At 67.1% G+C, this 21,085-nt stretch carries 16 protein-coding genes; 8 read left to right on the top strand and 8 right to left on the bottom strand.

The features are described from left to right. Nucleotides 1-10 precede the first annotated feature (10 nt). Genes MMG85_RS00745 through hflD form a run of 4 tightly spaced genes read left to right on the top strand, consistent with a single transcriptional unit; the run spans nucleotide 11 to nucleotide 2,678 of the window. Nucleotides 11-493, top strand: a complete 483-nt coding sequence (locus MMG85_RS00745; protein ID WP_241044107.1) for a hypothetical protein — start codon at nucleotides 11-13, stop codon at nucleotides 491-493. Continuing rightward, entirely contained in the window at nucleotides 494-955 is a 462-nt protein-coding gene (locus MMG85_RS00740; protein WP_241044105.1) for an NUDIX hydrolase, read from the top strand. Then, entirely contained in the window at nucleotides 952-2,070 is a 1,119-nt protein-coding gene (gene mnmA / locus MMG85_RS00735) for a tRNA 2-thiouridine(34) synthase MnmA (RefSeq protein ID WP_241044104.1), read from the top strand. Before MMG85_RS00740 ends, mnmA begins: the two co-directional genes overlap by 4 nt. Beyond that, on the top strand, nucleotides 2,067-2,678 hold the full coding sequence (gene hflD / locus MMG85_RS00730; protein WP_241044102.1) for a high frequency lysogenization protein HflD: 612 nt from the start codon (nucleotides 2,067-2,069) through the stop codon (nucleotides 2,676-2,678). Before mnmA ends, hflD begins: the two co-directional genes overlap by 4 nt. 61 nt (nucleotides 2,679-2,739) lie before the next feature. On the opposite strand, the gene acnB is transcribed toward hflD, so the two are convergent. From acnB to MMG85_RS00715, 3 genes are read right to left on the bottom strand one after another with little or no spacing between them, the layout of a single operon-like run. Next, on the bottom strand, nucleotides 2,740-5,331 hold the full coding sequence (gene acnB, locus MMG85_RS00725; RefSeq protein ID WP_241044101.1) for a bifunctional aconitate hydratase 2/2-methylisocitrate dehydratase: 2,592 nt from the start codon (nucleotides 5,329-5,331) through the stop codon (nucleotides 2,740-2,742). A 52-nt stretch (nucleotides 5,332-5,383) separates the two neighbouring features. Next, nucleotides 5,384-5,785, bottom strand: coding sequence for a type II toxin-antitoxin system VapC family toxin (locus tag MMG85_RS00720; protein ID WP_241044099.1), 402 nt, complete (start codon nucleotides 5,783-5,785; stop codon nucleotides 5,384-5,386). After that, complete coding sequence (locus tag MMG85_RS00715; RefSeq protein WP_241044284.1) at nucleotides 5,782-5,988, bottom strand: AbrB/MazE/SpoVT family DNA-binding domain-containing protein; 207 nt, start codon at nucleotides 5,986-5,988, stop codon at nucleotides 5,782-5,784. Before MMG85_RS00715 ends, MMG85_RS00720 begins: the two co-directional genes overlap by 4 nt. A 205-nt stretch (nucleotides 5,989-6,193) precedes the next feature. Here MMG85_RS00715 and acnA point away from each other — a divergent pair, with 205 nt between their 5' ends. Then, nucleotides 6,194-8,959 (top strand): aconitate hydratase AcnA, encoded by a 2,766-nt coding sequence (gene acnA / locus MMG85_RS00710; RefSeq protein ID WP_241044098.1) that lies wholly within the window; start codon nucleotides 6,194-6,196, stop codon nucleotides 8,957-8,959. A gap of 202 nt (nucleotides 8,960-9,161) precedes the next feature. On the opposite strand, the gene MMG85_RS00705 is transcribed toward acnA, so the two are convergent. Then, nucleotides 9,162-11,618, bottom strand: coding sequence for a prolyl oligopeptidase family serine peptidase (locus MMG85_RS00705; RefSeq protein WP_241044096.1), 2,457 nt, complete (start codon nucleotides 11,616-11,618; stop codon nucleotides 9,162-9,164). A 189-nt stretch (nucleotides 11,619-11,807) separates the two neighbouring features. Between MMG85_RS00705 and MMG85_RS00700 the strand changes: the two genes are divergently transcribed. After that, a complete protein-coding gene (locus MMG85_RS00700) occupies nucleotides 11,808-12,239 on the top strand; it encodes a hypothetical protein (protein WP_241044095.1) in 432 nt (143 codons plus the stop codon). Here MMG85_RS00700 and MMG85_RS00695 read toward each other — a convergent pair whose 3' ends face one another. Further along, nucleotides 12,240-12,659, bottom strand: a complete 420-nt coding sequence (locus tag MMG85_RS00695) for a nuclear transport factor 2 family protein (protein ID WP_241044093.1) — start codon at nucleotides 12,657-12,659, stop codon at nucleotides 12,240-12,242. Between the two features lie 135 nt (nucleotides 12,660-12,794). On the opposite strand from MMG85_RS00695, the gene MMG85_RS00690 reads away from it, so the two are divergent. Continuing rightward, complete coding sequence (locus MMG85_RS00690) at nucleotides 12,795-14,474, top strand: long-chain fatty acid--CoA ligase (protein ID WP_241044091.1); 1,680 nt, start codon at nucleotides 12,795-12,797, stop codon at nucleotides 14,472-14,474. Nucleotides 14,475-14,743: 269 nt separating this feature from the next. Next, nucleotides 14,744-15,610, top strand: coding sequence for a crotonase/enoyl-CoA hydratase family protein (locus MMG85_RS00685; RefSeq protein ID WP_055943130.1), 867 nt, complete (start codon nucleotides 14,744-14,746; stop codon nucleotides 15,608-15,610). Between the two features lie 184 nt (nucleotides 15,611-15,794). On the opposite strand, the gene MMG85_RS00680 is transcribed toward MMG85_RS00685, so the two are convergent. The 3 genes from MMG85_RS00680 to lysS form a co-directional block, all read right to left on the bottom strand. Next, the gene (locus tag MMG85_RS00680) at nucleotides 15,795-17,987 is read right to left on the bottom strand and encodes an ATP-binding protein (RefSeq protein ID WP_241044089.1); all 2,193 of its coding nucleotides are present in this window, start codon (nucleotides 17,985-17,987) and stop codon (nucleotides 15,795-15,797) included. Nucleotides 17,988-17,990: 3 nt separating this feature from the next. After that, nucleotides 17,991-19,124 (bottom strand): two-component system response regulator, encoded by a 1,134-nt coding sequence (locus MMG85_RS00675; protein WP_241044088.1) that lies wholly within the window; start codon nucleotides 19,122-19,124, stop codon nucleotides 17,991-17,993. 359 nt (nucleotides 19,125-19,483) lie between these two features. Further along, nucleotides 19,484-21,007 carry a lysine--tRNA ligase gene (lysS, locus tag MMG85_RS00670; protein ID WP_241044087.1) on the bottom strand — a complete coding sequence of 508 codons (1,524 nt, stop codon included), beginning with the start codon at nucleotides 21,005-21,007 and terminating at the stop codon, nucleotides 19,484-19,486. Nucleotides 21,008-21,085 lie beyond the last annotated feature (78 nt).

Below are 21,085 nucleotides of genomic sequence, written 5' to 3'. Positions count from 1 at the left end.
CGAGCCACCCATGAAACCGACGTTGTCCCGACTGCCCGCCGCCCTCCTGCTCTGCGCCGCCACCCTCGCAACCCCGGCGCTGGCCGCCGACGCCGCGGTCGAAGCCCGGCTGAAGGCGCGCGGCATCCAGTTCGAGGTAGACGGGGACGGCGACTACAAGGTCACCTACTCCTACAAGCAGGAGAACCGCACGCAGCTGGTCTTCGTGTCCGGCCGCACCGAGCAGGTCAACGGCATCAGCATCCGCGAAGTCTTCTCGCCGGCCGGCCGGGTGGCGGCGGACGGCATCGATGGCGCCAAGGCGCTGGCCCTGCTCGCCGACAGCCGCAGCAAGAAGCTCGGCAGCTGGGAGATCTCGGGCGACGTCCTGTACTTCGTCATCAAGCTGCCGGACAGCATCGACGGTGCCGCACTGGAGGCGGCCATGGACATCGCCTCCGAGACCGCGGACAACAAGGAAATCGAACTCTCCGGCGACAAGGACGAACTGTAAGTGAGCTACCGCGAGGGACGCTTCTGGCAGCCGGACGTCACCGTGGCCACGGTGGTGGTCCGCGACGGCAAGCTGTTGATGGTGGAAGAGCGTGCGCAGGGCCGCCTGGTGTTCAACCAGCCGGCCGGCCACCTTGAGCCCGACGAGAGCCTGCTGGAAGCCGCCCGCCGCGAGACGCTGGAGGAAACCGGCTGGGAGGTCGCGCCCACCGCCTTCATCGGGGCTTACCAGTGGAAGGCCGAGAGCGGACGCCACTACCTGCGCTTCGCGTTCGCGGCCGACCCCGTGCGCCACCTGCCGGACAGCCCGCTCGACGACGGCATCGTGCAGGCGCTGTGGCTGACGCCGGCCGAACTGCAGGCCCAGTCCGACCGCCACCGCAGCCCGCTGGTGTGGCAGGTGGTGCAGGACTTCCTGGCCGGGCGTCGTTCGCCGCTGTCGACGCTGCAGCAGATCGCATGAGCGTGCCGCGCGTCATCGTCGGGGTGTCCGGCGGCGTGGATTCGTCGGTGGCCGCATTGCAGCTGGTGCAGCAGGGCGAATCCGTCGCCGGCCTGTTCATGCAGAACTGGGCCGAGGATGGCAGCGGCGACTGCCGCGCCGAGGACGACCGCCGCGATGCCGTGGCGGTCTGCGGCCGGCTGGGCATCCCGTTCCACTTCCGCGATTTCTCCAGCGAGTACTGGGAGGGCGTGTTCGAGCACTTCCTCGCCGAGTACGCCGCCGGCCGCACGCCCAACCCGGACGTGCTGTGCAACCGCGAGGTGAAGTTCAAGCATTTCCTCGATGCCGCGCGCGAACTCGGCGCCGAGAAGATCGCCACCGGTCACTACGCGCGCGTCGATCGGCAAGGCGGCCGCTGGCGCCTGCTGCGCGGCGTGGACCGCAGCAAGGACCAGAGCTACTTCCTGCACCAGCTGGGCCAGGCGCAGCTGTCGGCGACCCTGTTCCCGATCGGCGAACTGCAGAAGACCGAGCTGCGCCGCATCGCACGGGAGGCCTGCCTGCAGACGCACGACAAGAAGGATTCCACCGGCATCTGTTTCATCGGCGAACGCGATTTCCGCGAGTTCCTCGGACGCTACCTGCCTGCGAAGAAGGGCGAGATGCGTGACCCGTCGGGCCAGGTGATCGGCGAGCATCCCGGCGTGTTCTATTTCACCCTGGGCCAGCGCGAGGGCCTGCAGATCGGCGGCGTGCGCGGCCGCCCACAGGCGCCGTGGTACGTGGTGGGCAAGGATGTCGCCGGCAACGTGCTGTACGTCGACCAGGACACGCAGAGCCAGTTCCTGATGTCCACGCGGCTGTGGACGGAAACCGCGCACTGGGTGGCCGGCAGTCCGCCTGCGGGCCGCTTCGCCTGCACCGCGCAGACGCGCTATCGCCAGCCGGACGAGGACTGCGAGGTGGAGGTGCGGGACGACGGCAGCGTGTCGGTGCGGTTCCTCCAGCCCCAGCGCGCCGTCACGCCCGGGCAGTCGCTGGTCCTTTACGCTGGCGATGAATGCCTGGGAGGCGCGGTGATCGCGCGTACGGACGCCCCCCTCGAAACGAAACTCGCGGAGCAAGCAGCTTGAGCAATCGATATTCCGACCGCGTACTGGCCCTCGCCGGGCTGGCGCAGGCCCTCCACCAGGTTCGACGCATCGCCGACACCGGCCAGTCGGAAGCTGCCGCCGTGCAGGCCGCGCTGGACAGCGTGTTCCGCATCGACGCGGCCACGCCGCTGGCCGTGTACGGCCGCGTCGGCGACATCACGCCGGGCCTGCGCGTGCTGCGTGGCTACCTGGCCAAGGAAACACAGGACAACGGCCTCTCGCGCCTGGCCATGGCCGTGCTGCAACTCGAGCGTCGCTTCGTGCAGGAAGACGATACGGTGCATGCGGTCACCCGCGGCCTGGCCGAGATCGCACCGCGCGCCGAGCAGCACGGCAGCACGCATCCCGACGTCCTGTCGGCGCTGGGCGGCCTGTACGCGGACACCATCAGCCATCTGCGCCCGCGCGTGATGGTCCAGGGCAATCCCCACTACCTGGGCCAACCCGGCGTGGTGGCGGAGATCCGCGCCATCCTGCTGGCGGCGGTCCGCTCGGCGGTGCTGTGGCGCCAGATGGGCGGCACGATGTGGGACTTCGTCTTCAGTCGTCGGCAGATGCTGGACGCCGTGGACGACTGGCTGCCCTGAGGCAAGCACGTTCCCGAAAAAAAGGCCCGGCAATGCCGGGCCTTTCCGTCTCCGTCCGACCTCAGGCCGCGACGGTCTTCGCCACGTCCTGGTACTCCTGGATCTGGTCGAAGTTCATGTAGCGGTAGATCTCGGCGCCGTTGTCGTTGATCACGCCGATGTCGGCCATGTACTCGGCCTTGGTCGGGATGCGGCCCAGACGCGAGCAGATCGCCGCCAGTTCGGCCGAGCCGAGGAACACGTTGGAATTGCGCCCCAGGCGGTTCGGGAAGTTGCGGGTGCTGGTGGAGAACACCGTCGCGCCCTCGCGCACCTGCGCCTGGTTGCCCATGCACAGCGAGCAGCCCGGCATTTCCATGCGTGCGCCGGCGGTGCCGAAGGTGCCGTAGACGCCCTCCTTGGTCAGCTCGGAGGCGTCCATCTTGGTCGGCGGCGCGACCCACAGGCGGGTCGGGATGTCGCGCTTGCCTTCCAGCAGCTTGGCCGCCGCGCGGAAGTGGCCGATGTTGGTCATGCACGAACCGATGAAGACCTCATCGATCGCGGTGCCGGCCACGTCGGACAGCGTCTTCACGTCGTCCGGATCGTTCGGGCAGGCCAGCAGCGGCTCGTGCACGTCGGCCAGGTCGATCTCGATGACGGCGGCGTACTCGGCGTCGGCATCCGGTTCCAGCAGCTGCGGGTCGGCCAGCCACTCCTCCATCTTCTTGATGCGGCGGGCCAGCGAACGGGCGTCGGCATAGCCTTCGGCGATCATCCACTTCAGCAGCGTGATGTTGCTGGTGAGGTACTCGATGATCGGCTCCTTGTTGAGGCGCACCGTGCAGCCGGCGGCGGAGCGCTCGGCCGAGGCGTCGGACAGCTCGAACGCCTGCTCCACCTTCAGGTCCGGCAGGCCTTCGATCTCGAGGATGCGGCCGGAGAAGATGTTCTTCTTGCCCTGCTTGGCGACGGTCAGCAGACCGGACTTCAGCGCGTAGTACGGGATGGCATTGACCAGATCACGCAGGGTCACGCCCGGCTGCATCTCGCCCTTGAAGCGCACCAGCACCGACTCCGGCATGTCCAGCGGCATCACGCCGGTGGCCGCGGCGAACGCGACCAGGCCCGAGCCGGCCGGGAACGAGATGCCCACCGGGAAGCGCGTATGCGAATCGCCACCGGTGCCGACGGTGTCGGGCATCAGCATGCGGTTGAGCCAGCTGTGGATGACGCCGTCGCCCGGACGCAGGGAGATGCCGCCGCGGGTGGAGATGAATTCCGGCAGCGTGTGGTGCGTCTTCACGTCGACCGGCTTCGGATACGCGGCGGTGTGGCAGAACGACTGCATCACCAGGTCGGCCGAGAAGCCCAGGCAGGCCAGGTCCTTCAGCTCATCGCGGGTCATCGGGCCGGTGGTGTCCTGCGAGCCCACCGAGGTCATCTTCGGTTCGCAGTAGGTGCCCGGGCGCACGCCCTCCCCTTCCGGCAGGCCGCAGGCGCGGCCGACCATCTTCTGCGCCAGCGAAAAACCCTTGCCGCTGTCGACCGGCTGCTGCGGCTGGCGGAACAGGTCCGTCGCCGGCAGCTTCAGCGCTTCGCGCGCCTTCGCGGTCAGACCGCGACCGATGATCAGCGGGATGCGGCCACCGGCGCGCACTTCGTCGAACAGTACGTCGGACTTCACCTGGAATTCGGCGATCACCTGCCCGTCCTTCAGCGCCTTGCCGTCGTACGGACGCAGCTCGACCACATCACCGTGGTTCATCTGCGACACGTCCAGCTCGATCGGCAGTGCGCCGGCGTCTTCCATGGTGTTGTAGAAGATCGGCGCGATCTTGCTGCCCAGGCAGACGCCGCCGAAGCGCTTGTTCGGGATGAACGGGATGTCCTGCCCGGTGAACCACAGCACGCTGTTGGTCGCCGACTTGCGCGAGGAACCGGTGCCGACCACGTCGCCGACGTAGGCGACCAGGTGACCCTTGTCCTTGAGCGACAGGATCTCGGCGATCGGACCACGCTTGCCGTCTTCCTCCGGCACAAACGGCGCGTCGGGGCGCTTGTTCTTCAGCATCGCCAGTGCGTGCAGCGGAATATCGGGACGGGTGGTGGCGTCGGGCGCCGGCGACAGGTCGTCGGTATTGGTCTCGCCCGGCACCTTGAACACGGTGACGGTCAGGCTCTGCGGCACTTCCGGCTTGCTGGTGAACCATTCGGCATCGGCCCAGCTCTGCAGCACGGCCTGCGCGTGGGCGTTGCCCTGCTCGGCCTTTTCCTGCACGTCGTGGAAGCTGTCGAACATCAGCAGCGTGTGCTTGAGGCCTTCGGCGGCGGTGGCGCCGAGGTCGGCGTTGTCCAGCAGGTCGATCAGCGGGTGGATGTTGTAGCCGCCCAGCATCGTGCCCAGCAGTTCGGTGGCGCGCTGCGGCGTGATCAGCGGGGTCTTCTCGGTGCCGAAGGCCACGGCGGCCAGGTAGGACGCCTTGACCTTGGCGGCGTCGTCCACGCCGGCGGGCACGCGGTGCGTGATCAGCTCGACCAGGGTCTCTTCTTCACCGGCCGGCGGGTTCTTCAGCAGCTCGATGACCTCGGCCGTCTGCTGGGCCGACAGCGGCAGCGGCGGGATGCCCAGCGCGGCGCGCTCGGCTACGTGGTGGCGATAGGCTTCCAACATGGATGGCTCCGGTCGTTCGGTGATGCGGTGGAATGGGAAAACGGGGTGATGCTTATTCGTTCGCGGGCACGATCAGTTTCAGGCCCTTGAAATAGTCGCGATGGAAGGCGGTGTCGAAGGTGATCAGGCCATCGCATTGCAGCAGCGCGTGCGCGCCGACCAGGAAGTCGGCGATCGGTCGCGCCTCGCCGTCGCGCTGCCGGTGCCGGCGCTGCATCTCGCCGGCCCGCAGTGCGGACTTGGCCTCGACGGCACTGAAATGCACGCCCATCTCTTCCAGAGCGGCCAGCGCGTCGGCGCCGTTGCGCAGCGAGGCGCAGAGCTGAGCCAGTGCGGCATCGCAGACCACCACCCGGCCGCTGCCCAGGCTCTGGCGCAGGCCGGCTTCGACGGCGTCGGCGCGCGGACCGTCGGTCAGCAGCTCGATCAGGACGGGGGCATCGACGGCGATCATTCGCCGGCGCCACCGGTCGGGCTGTCGGCATCGAGGGCGAACTTGCCGCGCACGCGCGAAATCGCGTCGTCGACGCTCTTCCGCAACACGATGCGGCTACCTTCAAGCTCGACCTTCAGCACGCTGCCCTTGGTCAGGCCCAGCGCATCGCGCACGGCCTTGGGCAGGGTGATCTGGCCGCGCTCGGCCACGGTGGCTTCCATCGTCACGCCCTCTTGAGTATGGATGAATTATACATACTTTCGTTGACGTACCCCATGACGACGGCGGTCCAGCGGCCCATCCCTTGGTCGGGTCACGGCCCACCCCGAGCTTGGCGGATAATCCGGGCAAGCCTCGACAAGACGCGCGGGACGGACGGTTTATGCTGCTCCCGCACCCCCTTCCCCAGCTACAGGAGCCTCCGCGATGAGCGATTCCTTCGCCACCCGCCGATCCCTGGACGTCAACGGCACGTCCTACGCGTACTACAGCCTGCCGGCGCTCGCCGAGCGGCTGGATCCGAAGGGAGGCTTCGCCCGCCTGCCCTACTCCCTGAAGATCCTGCTGGAGAACCTGCTGCGCTGCGAGGACGGGGTGACCGTGCTGCCGGAGCACATCCAGGCGGTCGCCGGCTGGGAGGCCACCAGGGAACCCGACACGGAGATCGCCTTCATGCCGGCCCGCGTGGTGCTGCAGGACTTCACCGGCGTGCCCTGCGTGGTCGACCTGGCCGCCATGCGCGATGCCGTGGTCAAGCTGGGCGGAAGCCCGGACCAGATCAATCCGCTGATCCCGTCCGAACTGGTGATCGACCACTCGGTGCAGGTGGACGTGTTCGGCAGCGCCGACGCGCTAGACCTCAACGGCAAGATCGAATTCGACCGCAACAAGGAGCGCTACGGCTTCCTGCGCTGGGGCCAGAAGGCGTTCGACAACTTCAAGGTGGTGCCGCCGAACACCGGCATCGTCCACCAGGTGAACCTGGAGAACCTGGCCCGCGTGGTGATGACCGGTGAGCAGGACGGACAGGCCATCGCCTATCCCGACACGGTGTTCGGCACCGACAGCCACACCACGATGATCAACGGCATCGGCGTGCTGGGCTGGGGCGTGGGCGGCATCGAGGCCGAAGCCGCGATGCTGGGCCAGCCCTCGTCGATGCTGATCCCGCAGGTGGTCGGCTTCAAGCTGACCGGCAAACTGCCCGAAGGCGCCACCGCCACCGACCTGGTGCTGACCGTGACCCAGATGCTGCGCAAGCTGGGTGTGGTGGGCAAGTTCGTCGAGTTCTACGGCGACGGCCTGCAGCACCTGCCGCTGGCCGACCGCGCCACCATCGGCAACATGGCGCCCGAGTACGGCGCCACCTGCGGCATCTTCCCGATCGACCACGAGTCGCTGACCTACCTGCGCCTGTCCGGCCGCAGCGAGGAGCAGATCGCGCTGGTCGAGGCCTATGCCAAGGCGCAGGGCCTGTGGCACGACGCCAACAGCCCGCACGCCGAGTACAGCGCCACGCTGCACCTGGACATGGGCGACGTGAAGCCCTCGCTGGCCGGCCCCAAGCGCCCGCAGGACCGCGTGCTGCTGCAGGACGTGAAGCAGAACTTCCGCGACAACCTGGTGCCGTTCGCCGATGCCCGCCGCAAGCGCATCGACCTGGTGCAGGAAGACCGCCTGAAGAACGAAGGCGGCGGCGGCACGGCCGTCGGTGCGCAGGAGGCGTCGCGCGAATCCGCACCCGACAGCGGCACCAAGAAACTGCGCGACGGCGACGTGGTGATCGCCGCCATCACCTCCTGCACCAACACCTCCAACCCGGCGGTGATGCTGGGCGCCGGCCTGCTCGCCCGCAACGCGGTGGCCAAGGGGCTGAAGGCGCAACCGTGGGTCAAGACCTCGCTCGGCCCGGGCTCGCGCGTGGTGACCGATTACCTCGAAAAGGCGGGCGTACTCGACGACCTGGAGAAGCTCGGCTTCTACGTGGTCGGCTACGGCTGCACCACCTGCATCGGCAACTCCGGACCACTGCCGGATGACGTGTCGGCGGCCATCGCCGCCGACGATCTGGTGGCCGCGTCGGTACTGTCGGGCAACCGCAACTTCGAGGGCCGCGTGCATCCCGAAGTGAAGATGAACTACCTGGCCAGCCCGCCGCTGGTGGTGGCGTACGCCATCGCCGGCACCACCGACATCGACATGACCACCGAGCCGCTGGGCACGGGCAGCGATGGGCAACCGGTCTACCTGAAGGACATCTGGCCGACGAACAAGGAAATCGGCGACTTCATCGCGCGCACCGTCGGACCGGAGATGTTCGCCAAGAACTACGCCGACGTGTTCAAGGGCGACGCGCGCTGGAACACCATCGCCTCACCCGATGGCGATCTGTACGCATGGGACGGCGACTCGACCTACATCAAGAATCCGCCCTACTTCGACGGCATGTCGATGGAGGTCGGCAGCATCGACGACGTGCACGGTGCGCGCGTGCTGGGCCTGTTCGGCGACTCCATCACCACCGACCACATCTCGCCGGCCGGCAACATCAAGAAGGATTCGCCCGCAGGCCGCTTCCTGATGTCGCGCGGCGTGCAGCCGGTCGACTTCAACAGCTACGGCAGCCGCCGCGGCAACGACGACGTCATGGTGCGCGGCACCTTCGCCAACATCCGCATCAAGAACCTGATGTTCGGTGGCGAGGAAGGCGGCAATACGCTGTACTTCGGCAGCACGCCGCCGGAGAAGATGTCGATCTACGACGCGTCGATGAAGTACCAGGCCGACGGCGTGCCGCTGGTAGTGATCGCCGGCAAGGAGTACGGCACCGGCTCCTCGCGCGACTGGGCGGCGAAGGGCACCAACCTGCTGGGCGTGAAGGCGGTGATCGCCGAGAGCTTCGAGCGCATCCACCGCTCCAACCTGGTCGGCATGGGGGTGCTGCCGCTGCAGTTCGTCGACGGCCAGAACGCACAATCGCTGGGCCTGGATGGCTCGGAGGTGTTCGACGTCACCGGCCTGCAGGACGGCGCGGCGAAGACCGCGACCGTGACCGCGCGCAAGGCCGACGGCACCACGGTCGCGTTCCAGGCCAAGGTCCTGCTGCTGACGCCGAAGGAAGTGGAATACTTCCGCCATGGTGGCCTGCTGCATTACGTGCTTCGCCAGTTGGCGGCGCGCAAGAACGCGTAATGCCTCGCGCCCGCCCACCGGAAACAGTGGGCGGGCTCAGTGCTGTAGGAGCGACGTGAGTCGCGACCGGAAACTGGATCGACCAGAACACGATCAGCCGAGCGCTTTCCCGGCCTGATCGACTGTCTGCAAATCGTTCGAACCGGTTGATCCTGCCGTGCGGTCGCGACTGACGTCGCTCCTGCAAGGTGAAGGCCTGGTGCTATTGCGGCGAAGTGTTGGAGGTTCCGCCCGCCGGCTTGCGCTGCTTCACATGGCGCTCCAGCCACTGGTCCTGCTCCCACAGCAGATGCAGGACCGACTCCTTTGCGGCATAGCCGTGGCTCTCCTTCGGCAGCAGCACCAGACGGGTCGGTGCGCCGAAGCCCTTCAGCGCATTGAAGTAGCGTTCGCTCTGCATGGTGAACGTGCCCGAGTTGTTGTCGGCCTCGCCATGCACCAGCAGCAGCGGCGTCTTCATCTTGTCCACGTGCATGAAGGGCGACATGCCGTTGTAGACCTCGGGCGCCTCCCAGTAGTTGCGCTCTTCCTGCTGGAAGCCGAACGGCGTCAACGTGCGGTTGTAGGCGCCGCTGCGGGCGATGCCGGCCGCGAACAGGTCCGAATGCGTCAGCAGGTTCGCGGTCATGAACGCGCCGTAGGAGTGCCCGCCCACCGCCACGCGCTTGCGGTCGATGTAGCCCAGCGCATCCACTGCATCGATCGCCGCCCTGGCGTTGGCCACGAGTTGCGGGACGAAGGTGTCGTTCGGTTCCGCCTTGCCTTCACCGACGATCGGGAACGCCGCGTCATCCAGCACCGCGTACCCGCGCGTCACCCAGTAGACCGGCGAGCCGTAGCTCGGGAAGATGAATTCGTTGGGATTGGTGGTGTTCTGGCCGGCACTGTTGCGGTCCTTGTACTCGGCGGGATAGGCCCACATCACCAGCGGCAGTTTCTCCGTCTTCGCCACGCGGTCGTAGCCGGCCGGCAGATAGAGCGTGCCGGTCAGCGGCAGGCCATCGGCACGCGTGTAGGTCAGCACTTCCTTGTGGACGCCCTGCAGGCCCTTGAACGGATTCTCGAAGTGCGTGACCGCCACCGGTGCGATGCGCTGCTTCAGGTGGCGGATGTAGTAGTTCGGGAATGCGATCGGTGATTCCAGCCGCACCAGCGCGGTGCCTGCATGCGGATCCAGCAAGGCCTGGATCGTCTCCTTCTGGCCGGTCAGGCGCGAGGTGTACAGACGCTCCTTGCTGCCGCTGGCCAGGTCCATGCGGTCGATGAAGGGGAACTGCCCCTCCGGCGTGAAGCCATCGCCGATCAGGTGCGCCTGGCCGTCGTCCAGCGCCAACACCCGCTCGCCCGCCGCATTGCGCCGGGTCTCGAACTCGCCCGGATCGCTGTACTGGTCCTGGTAGTTGCGGCTGGCCAGTTCGCGCAGCGGCGCGCCGGCCTGCGACGGATCGAACAGATAGGTGCGCGTGTTGCGCGTGTTCCACCAGTAATCGGTGACGATGGCGTGGCGATCATCGCCCCACAGCACGCCCCGCACGCGATCGACGGTCTTGAAGATCGAGCGCGGCGGCGCGGTGAACGGCGCTTCCCAGGCGAAGGCTTCATCCCGGAACGGCACCTCCACCGCCGGATCGCCCTTGTCCAGCGCCTCCGCCCAGATCAGCGTCGCCGGCTGGTCGGCACGCCAGTCGATGTCGCGGCGACCGGCACGCACGGCCATGAAGCCTTTCGGCAGGTTTTCCGCCAGCGGCGCATCGACCACCGTCACCACCGCCTTGCCGGTCGTCTCCACCACCTCGGCGCGATACGGGAACCGGCTGTATGGCACCAGGTAGGAGAACGGCGTGCGCAGTGTGCGCAGCAATACGTAGCGACCATCGGGCGAGAAGGATTCGCCCGTATACATGGCGGCGCCACGCCACCGCGTCGCGCGCCCCTTCAACGGCACGCGATGCAGTTCCGACGTGGCGAGCACGGTGAAGTTCGCCTCGTCCTGCGGGTTCTTCAGCAGATCCTGGGAGGTGCGGTTCTGCGCCTTGCTGCCGTCACTGACGGACACGATGGGGCCGGTCGGCACCTCGCGCGCGGTGTCGACCAGCGCGGGCCGTTGCACGGGCAGCATGCGCACCAGCAAGGCCTGGTTGTCGCGGAACCACGTCAACGGGTTGCCCACGTTGCCGTTCACGCGCGCCTCGGTCAGGCGCGTGGCGCGCGCGGACGCCAGGTCCAGCACCCATGCCTCCACGCCGACGCGGGTGGTGTGCGTGAAGGCCAGCCGCGCCTCGTCCGGCGACCACGTGAAGTTGGCCAGACGCGGCGCCGCCGGCAGGCCGGTCACCGGCCGTGGCGTGCCGCCCGCAAGCGCCTGCACCTGCAGGTTGTTGAAATAGGTGGTGGTGCTGGCGATGTTGGTGCGCGGATTCACCCGCAGACCACCCAGCCGCAGTTCCTCGTCCGAGAGTTCCGCCAGCGACTTGAACGCATCGCGGTAGAACAGCACGAGCCGGGTCTTGCGGCTGTCGGTGACCACGCTGGGCGGCCGTTGCACATCCGCCAACTGCAGGATCTCCGGTGGCGGCGTCTGGTAATGCAGCGCTTCCTGCGCGGAAGCATTGACGGCGGTCAGCCACAGGCACGCCAGGAACGTCCAGCGAATCGACATGAAGGTATTCCCCTGTTGTAGGCACCGATGATCCCGTCCCCACCGCTGCAGGGCAAGCCGACCCGTTGCCGGTTCCGCGCCTTCCCGGCGTTGCGGGTGTTGAAGGCCTTGCGATCGAGGCCACGGAGACCGGTGATGACGACACGCACTCCGGGTTGGACCGTGCGATACGCCTGCTTCTGCGTAGGCATGCTGGTGGCCGGCACATGTCTCGCCGCCGATCCCGAACCCGATAAGGAGCAGGCGCGGCGCATCGCCGAACAGTTCGTCGCCGGCAAGCAGGCGGCGGGCGGCAATCCGCAGGAGGGCCATGAAGCGGGCGACGTGGTAGTGGCCGACCTCGACAACGATGGCGAAGCGGAGATCGTCGTCCTCTGGACCCTGTACGGCCCCACCTACTGGCACCATGGCGTCGCCGTACTGGCGAAGCAGGGATCGCGCTATGCGCCAGCGGGCGAAACGCAGGATGCGCTTGGCCTGGTGGAAGGCATGAAGGTGGCCGGTGGCGTGATCGAGCTGAAAACGAAATGGCCCGCCGCCAACGATCCGCGCTGCTGTCCGAGCATTGCCAAGACGCTGCGTTACCGCTGGTCTGGCGGAGCGCTCACCCCGGTGAAGTGATCAGCGACCGCGTTCCCAGCGGGCGTGGTGGACGCGCCACTCGCCGTCCTCCTGCCGCCATGCCGTCACCACGCGATACGTGCCCGCCTGGTCCGGCAGCAGGCCACCGCTGCCGGCGGTCAGCAACAGGTCGAACGCGACCTCCGCGTTGTCGCCATCGACTGTCACATTCAGCGGTCCCGTAGTGGCACCGATGCGCGTGTTCGTCAGTGCACGCGCGCGCAGCAGGTTGTGCAACGCAGCACGATCCATCCCGTCTCCGCCGGTGAACGCCGGACTGACCCCATCGAGGAAATCCCCCGGCCGGCCGGCTTCCACCGCCGCCTGCATCTCGTCGAACTGCTGCCGCAACTGCGCCTCGGGCGTGCCGCCCGTGCAGGCGGCGAGTATCGACATCGCCGCCAGCAGCCATCCGCGCACGCTCACTCCACTGCTCGCCATCGAAACCTTCGCCTTTTCCATCCGGAACGGTATGCTCCCAGCAGGCGCCGTATCCGGCGTTTGCCCAATGAGCGCCGCAAGGCAACCCGAAGACCCTGGGGAGGGAGTGGAACGATGAGTCAGGAACGTCCGTGGTTCAAGAGCTATCCGCAAGGCGTGCCGCAGCAGGTGGACCTGGAGCAGTACCGCTCCATCGTGTCCGTCTTCGATGAGGCGATCAGCAAGTACCGCGACCGCCCCGCGTTCCGCAACTTCGGCAAGACGCTGACCTACGGCGAGATCGATACGCTCAGCCGCCAGTTCGCGGCCTACCTGCTCGGCGAGCTCAAGCTCAAGAAGGGCGACCGCGTCGCCATCATGATGCCGAACTGCCTGCAGTACCCCATCGCGATCTTCGGCGTGCTGCGCGCCGGCTTGACCGTAGTGAACGTCAATCCGATGTACACCCCGCGCGAACTCAAGCACCAGCTGGTCGATTCCGGCGCCAGCGTGCTGCTGGTGGTCGACAACTTCGGCAAGACCGCTCAGGAAGCGCTGGCCGGCACGCAGGTGAAGCAGGTCATCACCACCGCGCTGGGCGACCTGGTCGGTTTCCCCAAGGGCGCGATCGTCAACTTCGTGCTGAAGTACGTGAAGAAGATGGTGCCGGACTACGACATCCCGGGCACCGTGCGCTTCAAGGACACGCTGACGCTGGGCCAGCTGCATACCCTGCCTGACGTCGACATCGACTCCGGCGACATCGCCTTCCTGCAGTACACGGGCGGCACCACCGGCGTGGCCAAGGGCGCGATGCTGACGCACCGCAACCTGGTGGCGAACATGCAGCAGGCCGGCGTGTGGGTCGGCACCGGACTGGATTACGGCAACGAGGTGATCATCACCGCGTTGCCGCTGTACCACATCTTCGCACTGACGGCGAACTGCCTGGTCTTCATGAAGCTCGGCGGCCTGAACCACCTGATCACCAATCCGCGCGACATGCCGGGCTTCGTCAAGGAGCTGAAGGCCACGCGCTTCACCGCCATCACCGGCGTCAACACGCTGTTCAACGGTCTGCTCAACACACCGGGCTTCGACGAGGTGGATTTCTCCAACCTCAAGATGACCCTGGGCGGCGGCATGGCGGTGCAGCGCGCCGTCGCCGAGAAGTGGAAGAAGGTCACCGGCGTGACGCTGGTCGAAGCCTATGGCCTGACCGAAACCTCGCCGGCGGCGTGCATCAATCCGATGGACCTGCACGACTACAACGGCGCCATCGGCCTGCCGGTGCCGTCCACCGATGCCTGCCTGAAGGACGACGACGGCAACATCGTGCCGACGGGCGAAGTGGGCGAACTGTGCATCAAGGGCCCGCAGGTGATGAAGGGCTACTGGCAGCGGCCCGAGGAAACCGCCAACGTGATGGATGCCGATGGCTGGCTGCATACCGGCGACATGGCCAAGATGGACGAGAACGGCTTCTTCTACATCGTCGACCGCAAGAAGGACATGATCCTGGTGTCGGGTTTCAACGTGTACCCGAACGAAGTCGAAGATGTCATCGCCGGCCTGGACGGTGTGCTGGAAGTGGCCGCGATCGGTGTGCCGGACGACAAGTCGGGCGAGGCCGTGAAGGTCTTCATCGTGAAAAAGGACCCTGCCCTCACCGCCGAGCAGGTCAAGGCGTTCTGCCGCGACAACCTGACCGGCTACAAGCAGCCCCGCCACATCGAGTTCCGCACGGAACTGCCGAAAACCAATGTCGGCAAGATCCTGCGCAAGGAACTCCGGGAACCCGCCAAGCCAGTGTGACAGCGCTGTTCAGGCGCTCTGGAAAGGCCGGCCTTGTGCCGGCCTTTTTTCTTTTGGTTCAGGCCTTTAGGGGACGATTCTAGACGTCCGTCACAAATACAGAGGCCGATGGCGGGCAGACCGGGGCGACGTGGCACAAGCGCGCGCGTGCAATGGATTTTAATTATTCGTTCAGGTGTAGGATCGGCGCGTGATGCCACCTGCGTCACATTAATCCGTCACCCGCATCCCCTGCCGCGCGGGCAAGCAACCCCTCCAAGGAGCTCTCCATGAACAACGTCGAAAAACTGCAGCGTACCCGCGCCTTCCCGACCATCCGCGTCGAGTCCGAACCCAGCGGTGATGCCCACTGGATGTACATGCACTCGGATGCCGCGCCCGGCGTGCGTCCCTGCTTCCGCAGCCAGATGCTCGATGACGTGCTGAGCTTCATGAATTCGATCACCCTGCGCGAATCCCAGCGCCAGCCGGGCAAGCTGCGGCACCTGGTGGTCGCCTCCGACGCCAATGCCTTCAACCTCGGCGGCGACCTAGAGCTGTTCTCGCAGCTGATCCGCGAGAACAACCGCGACCGCCTGCTGAGCTACGCGCGCCGCTGCATCGATGGCGTCCACCACCTCAACACCGGGCTGGGCGGCGACGTGCGCACGATCGCGCTGATCCAGGGCGATGCGCTGGGCGGCGGCCTGGAGATCGCGCTGTCCTGCCACACCATCGTCGCCGAGGAAGGCGTGGACATGGGCCTGCCGGAAGTGCTGTTCGGGCTGTTCCCGGGCATGGGCGCCTACTCGTTCCTGTGCAAGCGCGTGTCGCCGCAGGTCGCCGAGAAGATCATCCTGGACGGCAACATCTACACCAGCGACGAACTGCATGCGATGGGTGTGGTCGACGTACTGGTGCCGAAGGGCCAGGGCGCCGCCGCCGTGCAGTCCATCATCGACAAGCAGCGCCGTTCGCCGCATGCGCACCTGGCACTGAATGCCTGCCGCAACCTCGCCCAGCCGGTCGGTTATGACGAGCTGATGGGCATCACCGAGGTGTGGGTCGACACCGCCCTGACGCTCGGCGACAAGTCGCTGAAGATGATGGAGCGCATCGTCCGCGCGCAGGAAAAGCGGTCCATCCGCGCAGCCTGATCACCTGCAGGTCTGCGTCCATCGCAGAAAACCACAGGGGAAAACCAGGGGGTTGAAGCGCGCATGGCGCCTTCAAGGGCGAGTCCGGGTCACCGTACTCGCCTCGGACCCTGCCTCGCGCAGCGGCGTACCCTCGGTCCCGATTCCTTCCCGTTCCCGCCGGCGCCGGTCCGACCCGCGGCGCTCAGGAAGACGAGTTCTCGTTGCCCTTCCCGCCGGCGTTGCGCACGCGCTGGCGCGCGTCGAGCGCGGCACGGCCATGGCTCAGGTGCGAGTTCAACGCCGCCAGGCGATGCCGCCATTCGCGCGTGATCTGCCAGTCGGCCAGGCTCATCATCTCGCCCGCCGCCGCCGCCAGCTTCACCAGGCCGAGGTTGCTGGCCACGCCCTTCAGCGCATGCGCATGCTCGCGCAGGTGTTCGCCATCGCCACGCTCCATCGCGTGGGCCATGGCGCCGATGCAGCCATCGGCGTCGTTGAGGCATTGCTCGATGAACTCGCGCTCGAAGGCCTCGCCCATGCCCAGCGCGGTGAGTTCGTCCAGCACGCTGACATCCAGCACGCCGTCCGAGACTTCCGCACGCACCGGCGCCGCACTGGTCGCCGTCGCCGTGACGCGGCCGGACGTCGCGATGTCGGCCAGCGCATCCAGCAGGCGCGTGGCGACCACCGGCTTGGCCAGGAATGCACGGGCGCCGGCCTGCTCGCACCGCTGGATGGATTCGGGCGTGACGTCCGCACTCAGGATGAGCACCGGCGTGCGGCTGCCGCTGCCGGCTTCCATCACCCGCAGTTGCTTCAGCAGGTCCAGGCCACTCAGGCCGGGCATGTGCAGGTCGCAGATGACGGCATCGTAGGACGCCGACTCCAGCGCATCGAGGACTTCTTCGCCGCCGTTGACGCAGGTGATGCGGTGGCCGGCCTTCTGCAGCAGGCGCTGCACCACCATGCGGTTCGCCTCGTGGTCGTCGGCCACGAGGATCTGCATGCTGCGCACGCGCGCACGATGACGCAGGAACGGGTCGGAGAACGCGATGATGTTCTCCGCGCTCGATGTCTCGGGTTCCTCCTGCAGCCATTCGGCGTGGCCGTGCACGGCCGGCACCATCACGCGCTCCGGCACCGCCTCGAACGGCAGTTCGACCCAGAAGCAGCTGCCGCGCTCCTCATGGCTCTCGAATCCGATGGTGCCGCCCATCGCCTCGGTCAGGCCCTTGGCGATGGTGGTGCCCAGGCCGGTGCCGCCGTAGCGGCGCGACAGGCTGCCGTCGGCCTGCTCGAAGGCCTCGAACAGCCGCTCGCGCAGCGCCATGGGAACACCGATGCCGGTGTCGGTCACGGTGAAACGCAGGCGCAGCTGGTTGCCGTCGGCCAGCGTCGGCACGACGACCATGCGCACTTCGCCCTCGTCGGTGAACTTCACCGCATTGCCCGCCAGGTTCAGCAGCACCTGGCGCAGATGGCCGGCGTCGCCGCGCAGCTTGAGCGGAATGGCGTCGTCCACCACGCCTTCGTAGCGGACCTGCTTGCCGCGGGCCTGCGGCATCAGGATCAGGCCGATGCTGTCGACCAGTTCGCGCGGCGAGAACTCCACCACGTTGAGCTTGACCTTGCCGGCTTCGATCGCGGAGATGTCCAGCACGTCCTCGACCAGGCCCAGCAGCGTGCGCGTCGACGCTTGGATGGTGGACAGGCATTCGCGCTGTTCGGCATCCAGCCGCGTGGTCGCCAGCAGTTCGGACATGCCCGCCAGGCCGTTGAGCGGCGTGCGGAATTCATGGCTCATGTTGGCCAGGAAGCGGCTCTTGGCTTCGTTCGCGCGGCGCGCTTCATCGGTGGCGCGGGTCAGGTCGCGCAGCAGGCCGGAGAGGTACATCGGCACCGCGATCAGGCCCAGCACCAGGCCCACGCCCAGCGTCAGGTTGCCACGCCAGTAATCGTTCATCGCGACCACGGTCGCGAAGGCGGTGCTGGCCATCGCCACAGCGATCACCAGGTAGCGGTTGCCGTAGCGCAGGCCGTTGCCGACAGTGATCCACATCAGCACCACGTAGGCCCACGACAGCGGCTCGCCCATGCCGTTCATTGCGGCGGCCAGCAGGCCGTAGTCGGCGACCATGCCCAGTCCGCGGCGCGCATGCGAGGTGCCCGGCTGCACCAGCAGCCACGCGAAGATACCCAGGCTGTTCACCAGCCCCGAGGTGATGATGGCCAGGACGATCGCGTACTCGCCCGACGGCAGCGCTTCGCGCGAGGACGGCAGCAGCGCGTAGACCAGGATGATGGAGATCAGCACGACGCGGATCAGCGCCTGGCCGTGCTCGCTGTCGCTGCGGTGCGCCAGGCGGGACTTGATCCAGCTGAGAGGGTTGCTCATGGCTTACTCCATCCCTGGACGGCTCTGCACCGTCGAGTAGCGTTCGCAGATGTCGTCCAGCCGCGCCCGCCCTCGGATCAGCGCGTCGACACATGCGGGGTCGAACAGGCGACCGCGCTGTGCGTACAGGTACGCCAGCGCGGCATCCTTCTCCCACGCCTTCTTGTACGGGCGTGGCGAAATCAGCGCATCGAACACATCCGCCACCGCCACTATCCTCGCTTCCAACGGGATCTGCTCACCGACGAGGCCATCGGGATAGCCGCTGCCGTCGTAGCGTTCGTGGTGGCGCAGCGCGATCAGCGCGCCGGTCTGGATGAAACGGTTCTGGCTGCCCGACAGCAGCTGGTGGCCGATCTTCGGGTGGCGGCGCATGACATCGGTCTCCTCGGCCGTCAGCGGGCCGGCCTTCATCAGCACCGAGTCGGGAATGGCGATCTTGCCCATGTCGTGCAGCGGCGCCGCCATCTCGATGGTGCGCACCTCGTCTTCCGGCAGGCCGAGCTGCTCGGCGATCAGGCCGGCCACGTGGGCCATGCGCTCCAGGTAGGCGCTGGTGCCGCTGTCGCGGTACTCGATGGCGCGGGCCAGGCGCGACAGGGTCTCCCGCTCGCGCTCCTCGACCTCGTGCATGCTGGACAACAGGCGCTGCTCCAGCGAGAGGGCGCGCTGCTTGACGTTCTCGGACTGCTGGCGCAGCTGCAGCAGGTTGCGGCAGCGGGCGCGCAGCTCGCGCGGGCGGACCGGCTTGACCAGGAAATCGATGACGCCGGCTTCCAGCGCGGCCTGGCGGATCGGCTCGTCGCCGACCACGGTGATCAGGATGATCGCGATGTCGCGATGCATGGGCAGGCGGCGGAAGCGGCGGGCGAACTCCAGCCCGTCCATCCCCGGCATGCGGTAATCGAGCAGCAGCAGGTCGGTGCGGTTCTTCTCGCACCATTGCAGGGCGGCCAGCGGATCGCCGAAATCGTGGACGGCCAGTTCGGACGCGATGTCCTCGATGACATGGCGCAGCATCGTGCGCGCGGACGTCTGATCGTCGACGATGACGATGTTCAAAGCGTTGCCCACCCCTTGTGGCCACGTCACGTGGCTATCGGGCAAGGATACTCCGGCGGCGCTCGCATCCAACATGTCGTCAGTCCTGTTCGGCGCCACGGGCCCGGGCGGGGTCCGTGATCCACGAAGGGAACCGATGCGAATCCCGGGGCCCCCTCCCCTGACTTCTATCGGCGCGGGCGGCGGAAAATTGACCGTCCTGCGTGTGAGTCGACGCAGGAAGCGTGCCAGCCGTCGCAAGGGCCTGTCGGGGCTGAGCAAATTGACCTCCGTCACGGAATTGCGGCCTTCCCGTCCCTCCGTGGCGGGTGGATGGCCGGGAAAACGAGGCCCGGCAACGGCATCGCCCAGCGCCAATGGACCCGCCGCGTCATGCCGGCGAGCGCCCATTCTGCCCCGGAGCGTCACCCGATTGACGTGCCGGGCCTGTTCTTTCAGCCCTGGCTTTCCGGGCGCATGTAGGGGAACAGCAGGACGTCGCGGATCGACTCGGACCCGGTCAGCAGCATCACCAGCCGGTCGATGCCGATGCCCAGGCCGCCGGTGGGCGGCAGGCCGACCTCCAGCGCACGGATGTAATCGGCATCGAAATGCATGGCCTCGTCGTCGCCGCCTTCCTTGGCCTGGACCTGGGCCATGAAGCGCGCAGCCTGGTCCTCGGGGTCGTTCAGCTCGGAGAAGCCGTTGGCGATCTCCTTGCCGTTGATGAACAGCTCGAAGCGGTCGGTGTAGCCGGGCTGGTCGTCGTTGGCGCGCGCCAGCGGCGACACCTCCACCGGGTGGTCGGTGATGAAGGTCGGCTGCACCAGGGTGTGCTCGACCGTCTTCTCGAAGATCTCCAGCAGCAGCTTGCCCCAGCCGTAGGACGGCTTGACGTGGATCTTCAAGCGCTCGCAGTGGCGCACCAGCGCGTCGCGGTCGGTGCAGTCGGCGGCGCTGATCTCGGGATTGTGGTGGCGCACGGCCTCGTCCATGCGCCAGCGGCGGAACGCCGGCTCCAGGTCGATGTCCTGGCCGTCCCAGGCCACCTGCCCGGTGCCCAGCACCTCGTGCGCCACGTCGCGGATGACGCCCTCGGTCAGGTCCATGATCTCGGTGTACGTGGCGTAGGCCTCGTACAGCTCCAGCATGGTGAATTCCGGGTTGTGGCGGGTGCTGACGCCTTCGTTGCGGAAATTGCGGTTGATCTCATAGACGCGTTCCAGGCCGCCGACCACGAGGCGCTTGAGGTACAGCTCCGGCGCCACGCGCAGGTAGAGGTCCAGGTCCAGCGCATTGTGGTGGGTGGTGAACGGCTTGGCCGCGGCGCCGCCGGGGATGTAATGCATCATCGGCGTCTCGACCTCAAGGAAGCGCCGGGCATCCAGCCACTCGCGGATCGCGCGGATGATGCGCGAGCGCTTGATGAACACCGCACGCGCTTCCGGCGTGACGATCAGGTCGACGTAGCGCTGGCGGTAACGCTGCTCCACGTCCGACAGGCCGTGCCACTTGTCCGGCAGCGGACGCAGCGACTTGGTGAGCAGGCGGAACACCTCGGCCTTCACCGACAGTTCGCCGGTGCGGGTGCGGGTCAGCCCGCCCTCCACGCCGACGATGTCGCCGATGTCCCAGCCCTTAAAGGCCTCGTAGGTCTCGCCCAGCGTATTGGCCTGCAGGAACAGCTGGATGCGGCCGGACTCGTCCTGGATCTGCACGAAACTGGCCTTGCCCATCACCCGCTTGGCCATCAGGCGCCCGGCCAGCTTGACCTGCCGGCCACTGCCTTCCAGCGCCTCGCCGGTCCACAACTCGGCATCCTCGTACTGCGTCTGCAGGTCGCCGGCGTAATCGCTGCGCCGGAAGTCGTTGGGGAACGCGATGCCCTGCCCGCGCAGTGCGGTCAGTTTGGCGCGACGCTCGGCGATGAGGCTGTTCTCGTCGGCGGAGGGCTGCGTCGCTGAGGTCTGATCGGTCATGTTGTCGGGAATCGAAGAAGGCGATGTAGGAGCGGCCCATGGCCGCGATGCTCTTGCAGGATTATCGTTCAAAGCATC

It is taken from the genome of Pseudoxanthomonas sp. LH2527 (genome assembly GCF_022539275.1).
In the GTDB taxonomy this organism is placed as follows: Bacteria; Pseudomonadota; Gammaproteobacteria; order Xanthomonadales; family Xanthomonadaceae; genus Pseudoxanthomonas_A.
The sequence above is the reverse complement of the archived record's forward strand: the minus strand, read 5'-3'. Positions and strand labels throughout refer to the sequence as shown.

Coding starts and splice junctions, on each gene's coding strand:
- MMG85_RS00745 (WP_241044107.1), top strand. CDS start 11: ATGAAACCGACGTTGTCCCGACTGCCCGCCGCCCTCCTGCTCTGCGCC.
- mnmA (WP_241044104.1), top strand. CDS start 952: ATGAGCGTGCCGCGCGTCATCGTCGGGGTGTCCGGCGGCGTGGATTCG.
- acnB (WP_241044101.1), bottom strand. CDS start 5,331: ATGTTGGAAGCCTATCGCCACCACGTAGCCGAGCGCGCCGCGCTGGGC.
- MMG85_RS00720 (WP_241044099.1), bottom strand. CDS start 5,785: ATGATCGCCGTCGATGCCCCCGTCCTGATCGAGCTGCTGACCGACGGT.
- MMG85_RS00715 (WP_241044284.1), bottom strand. CDS start 5,988: ATGGAAGCCACCGTGGCCGAGCGCGGCCAGATCACCCTGCCCAAGGCC.
- acnA (WP_241044098.1), top strand. CDS start 6,194: ATGAGCGATTCCTTCGCCACCCGCCGATCCCTGGACGTCAACGGCACG.
- MMG85_RS00705 (WP_241044096.1), bottom strand. CDS start 11,618: ATGTCGATTCGCTGGACGTTCCTGGCGTGCCTGTGGCTGACCGCCGTC.
- MMG85_RS00700 (WP_241044095.1), top strand. CDS start 11,808: ATGCTGGTGGCCGGCACATGTCTCGCCGCCGATCCCGAACCCGATAAG.
- MMG85_RS00690 (WP_241044091.1), top strand. CDS start 12,795: ATGAGTCAGGAACGTCCGTGGTTCAAGAGCTATCCGCAAGGCGTGCCG.
- MMG85_RS00685 (WP_055943130.1), top strand. CDS start 14,744: ATGAACAACGTCGAAAAACTGCAGCGTACCCGCGCCTTCCCGACCATC.
- MMG85_RS00680 (WP_241044089.1), bottom strand. CDS start 17,987: ATGAGCAACCCTCTCAGCTGGATCAAGTCCCGCCTGGCGCACCGCAGC.
- MMG85_RS00675 (WP_241044088.1), bottom strand. CDS start 19,124: ATGTTGGATGCGAGCGCCGCCGGAGTATCCTTGCCCGATAGCCACGTG.
- lysS (WP_241044087.1), bottom strand. CDS start 21,007: ATGACCGATCAGACCTCAGCGACGCAGCCCTCCGCCGACGAGAACAGC.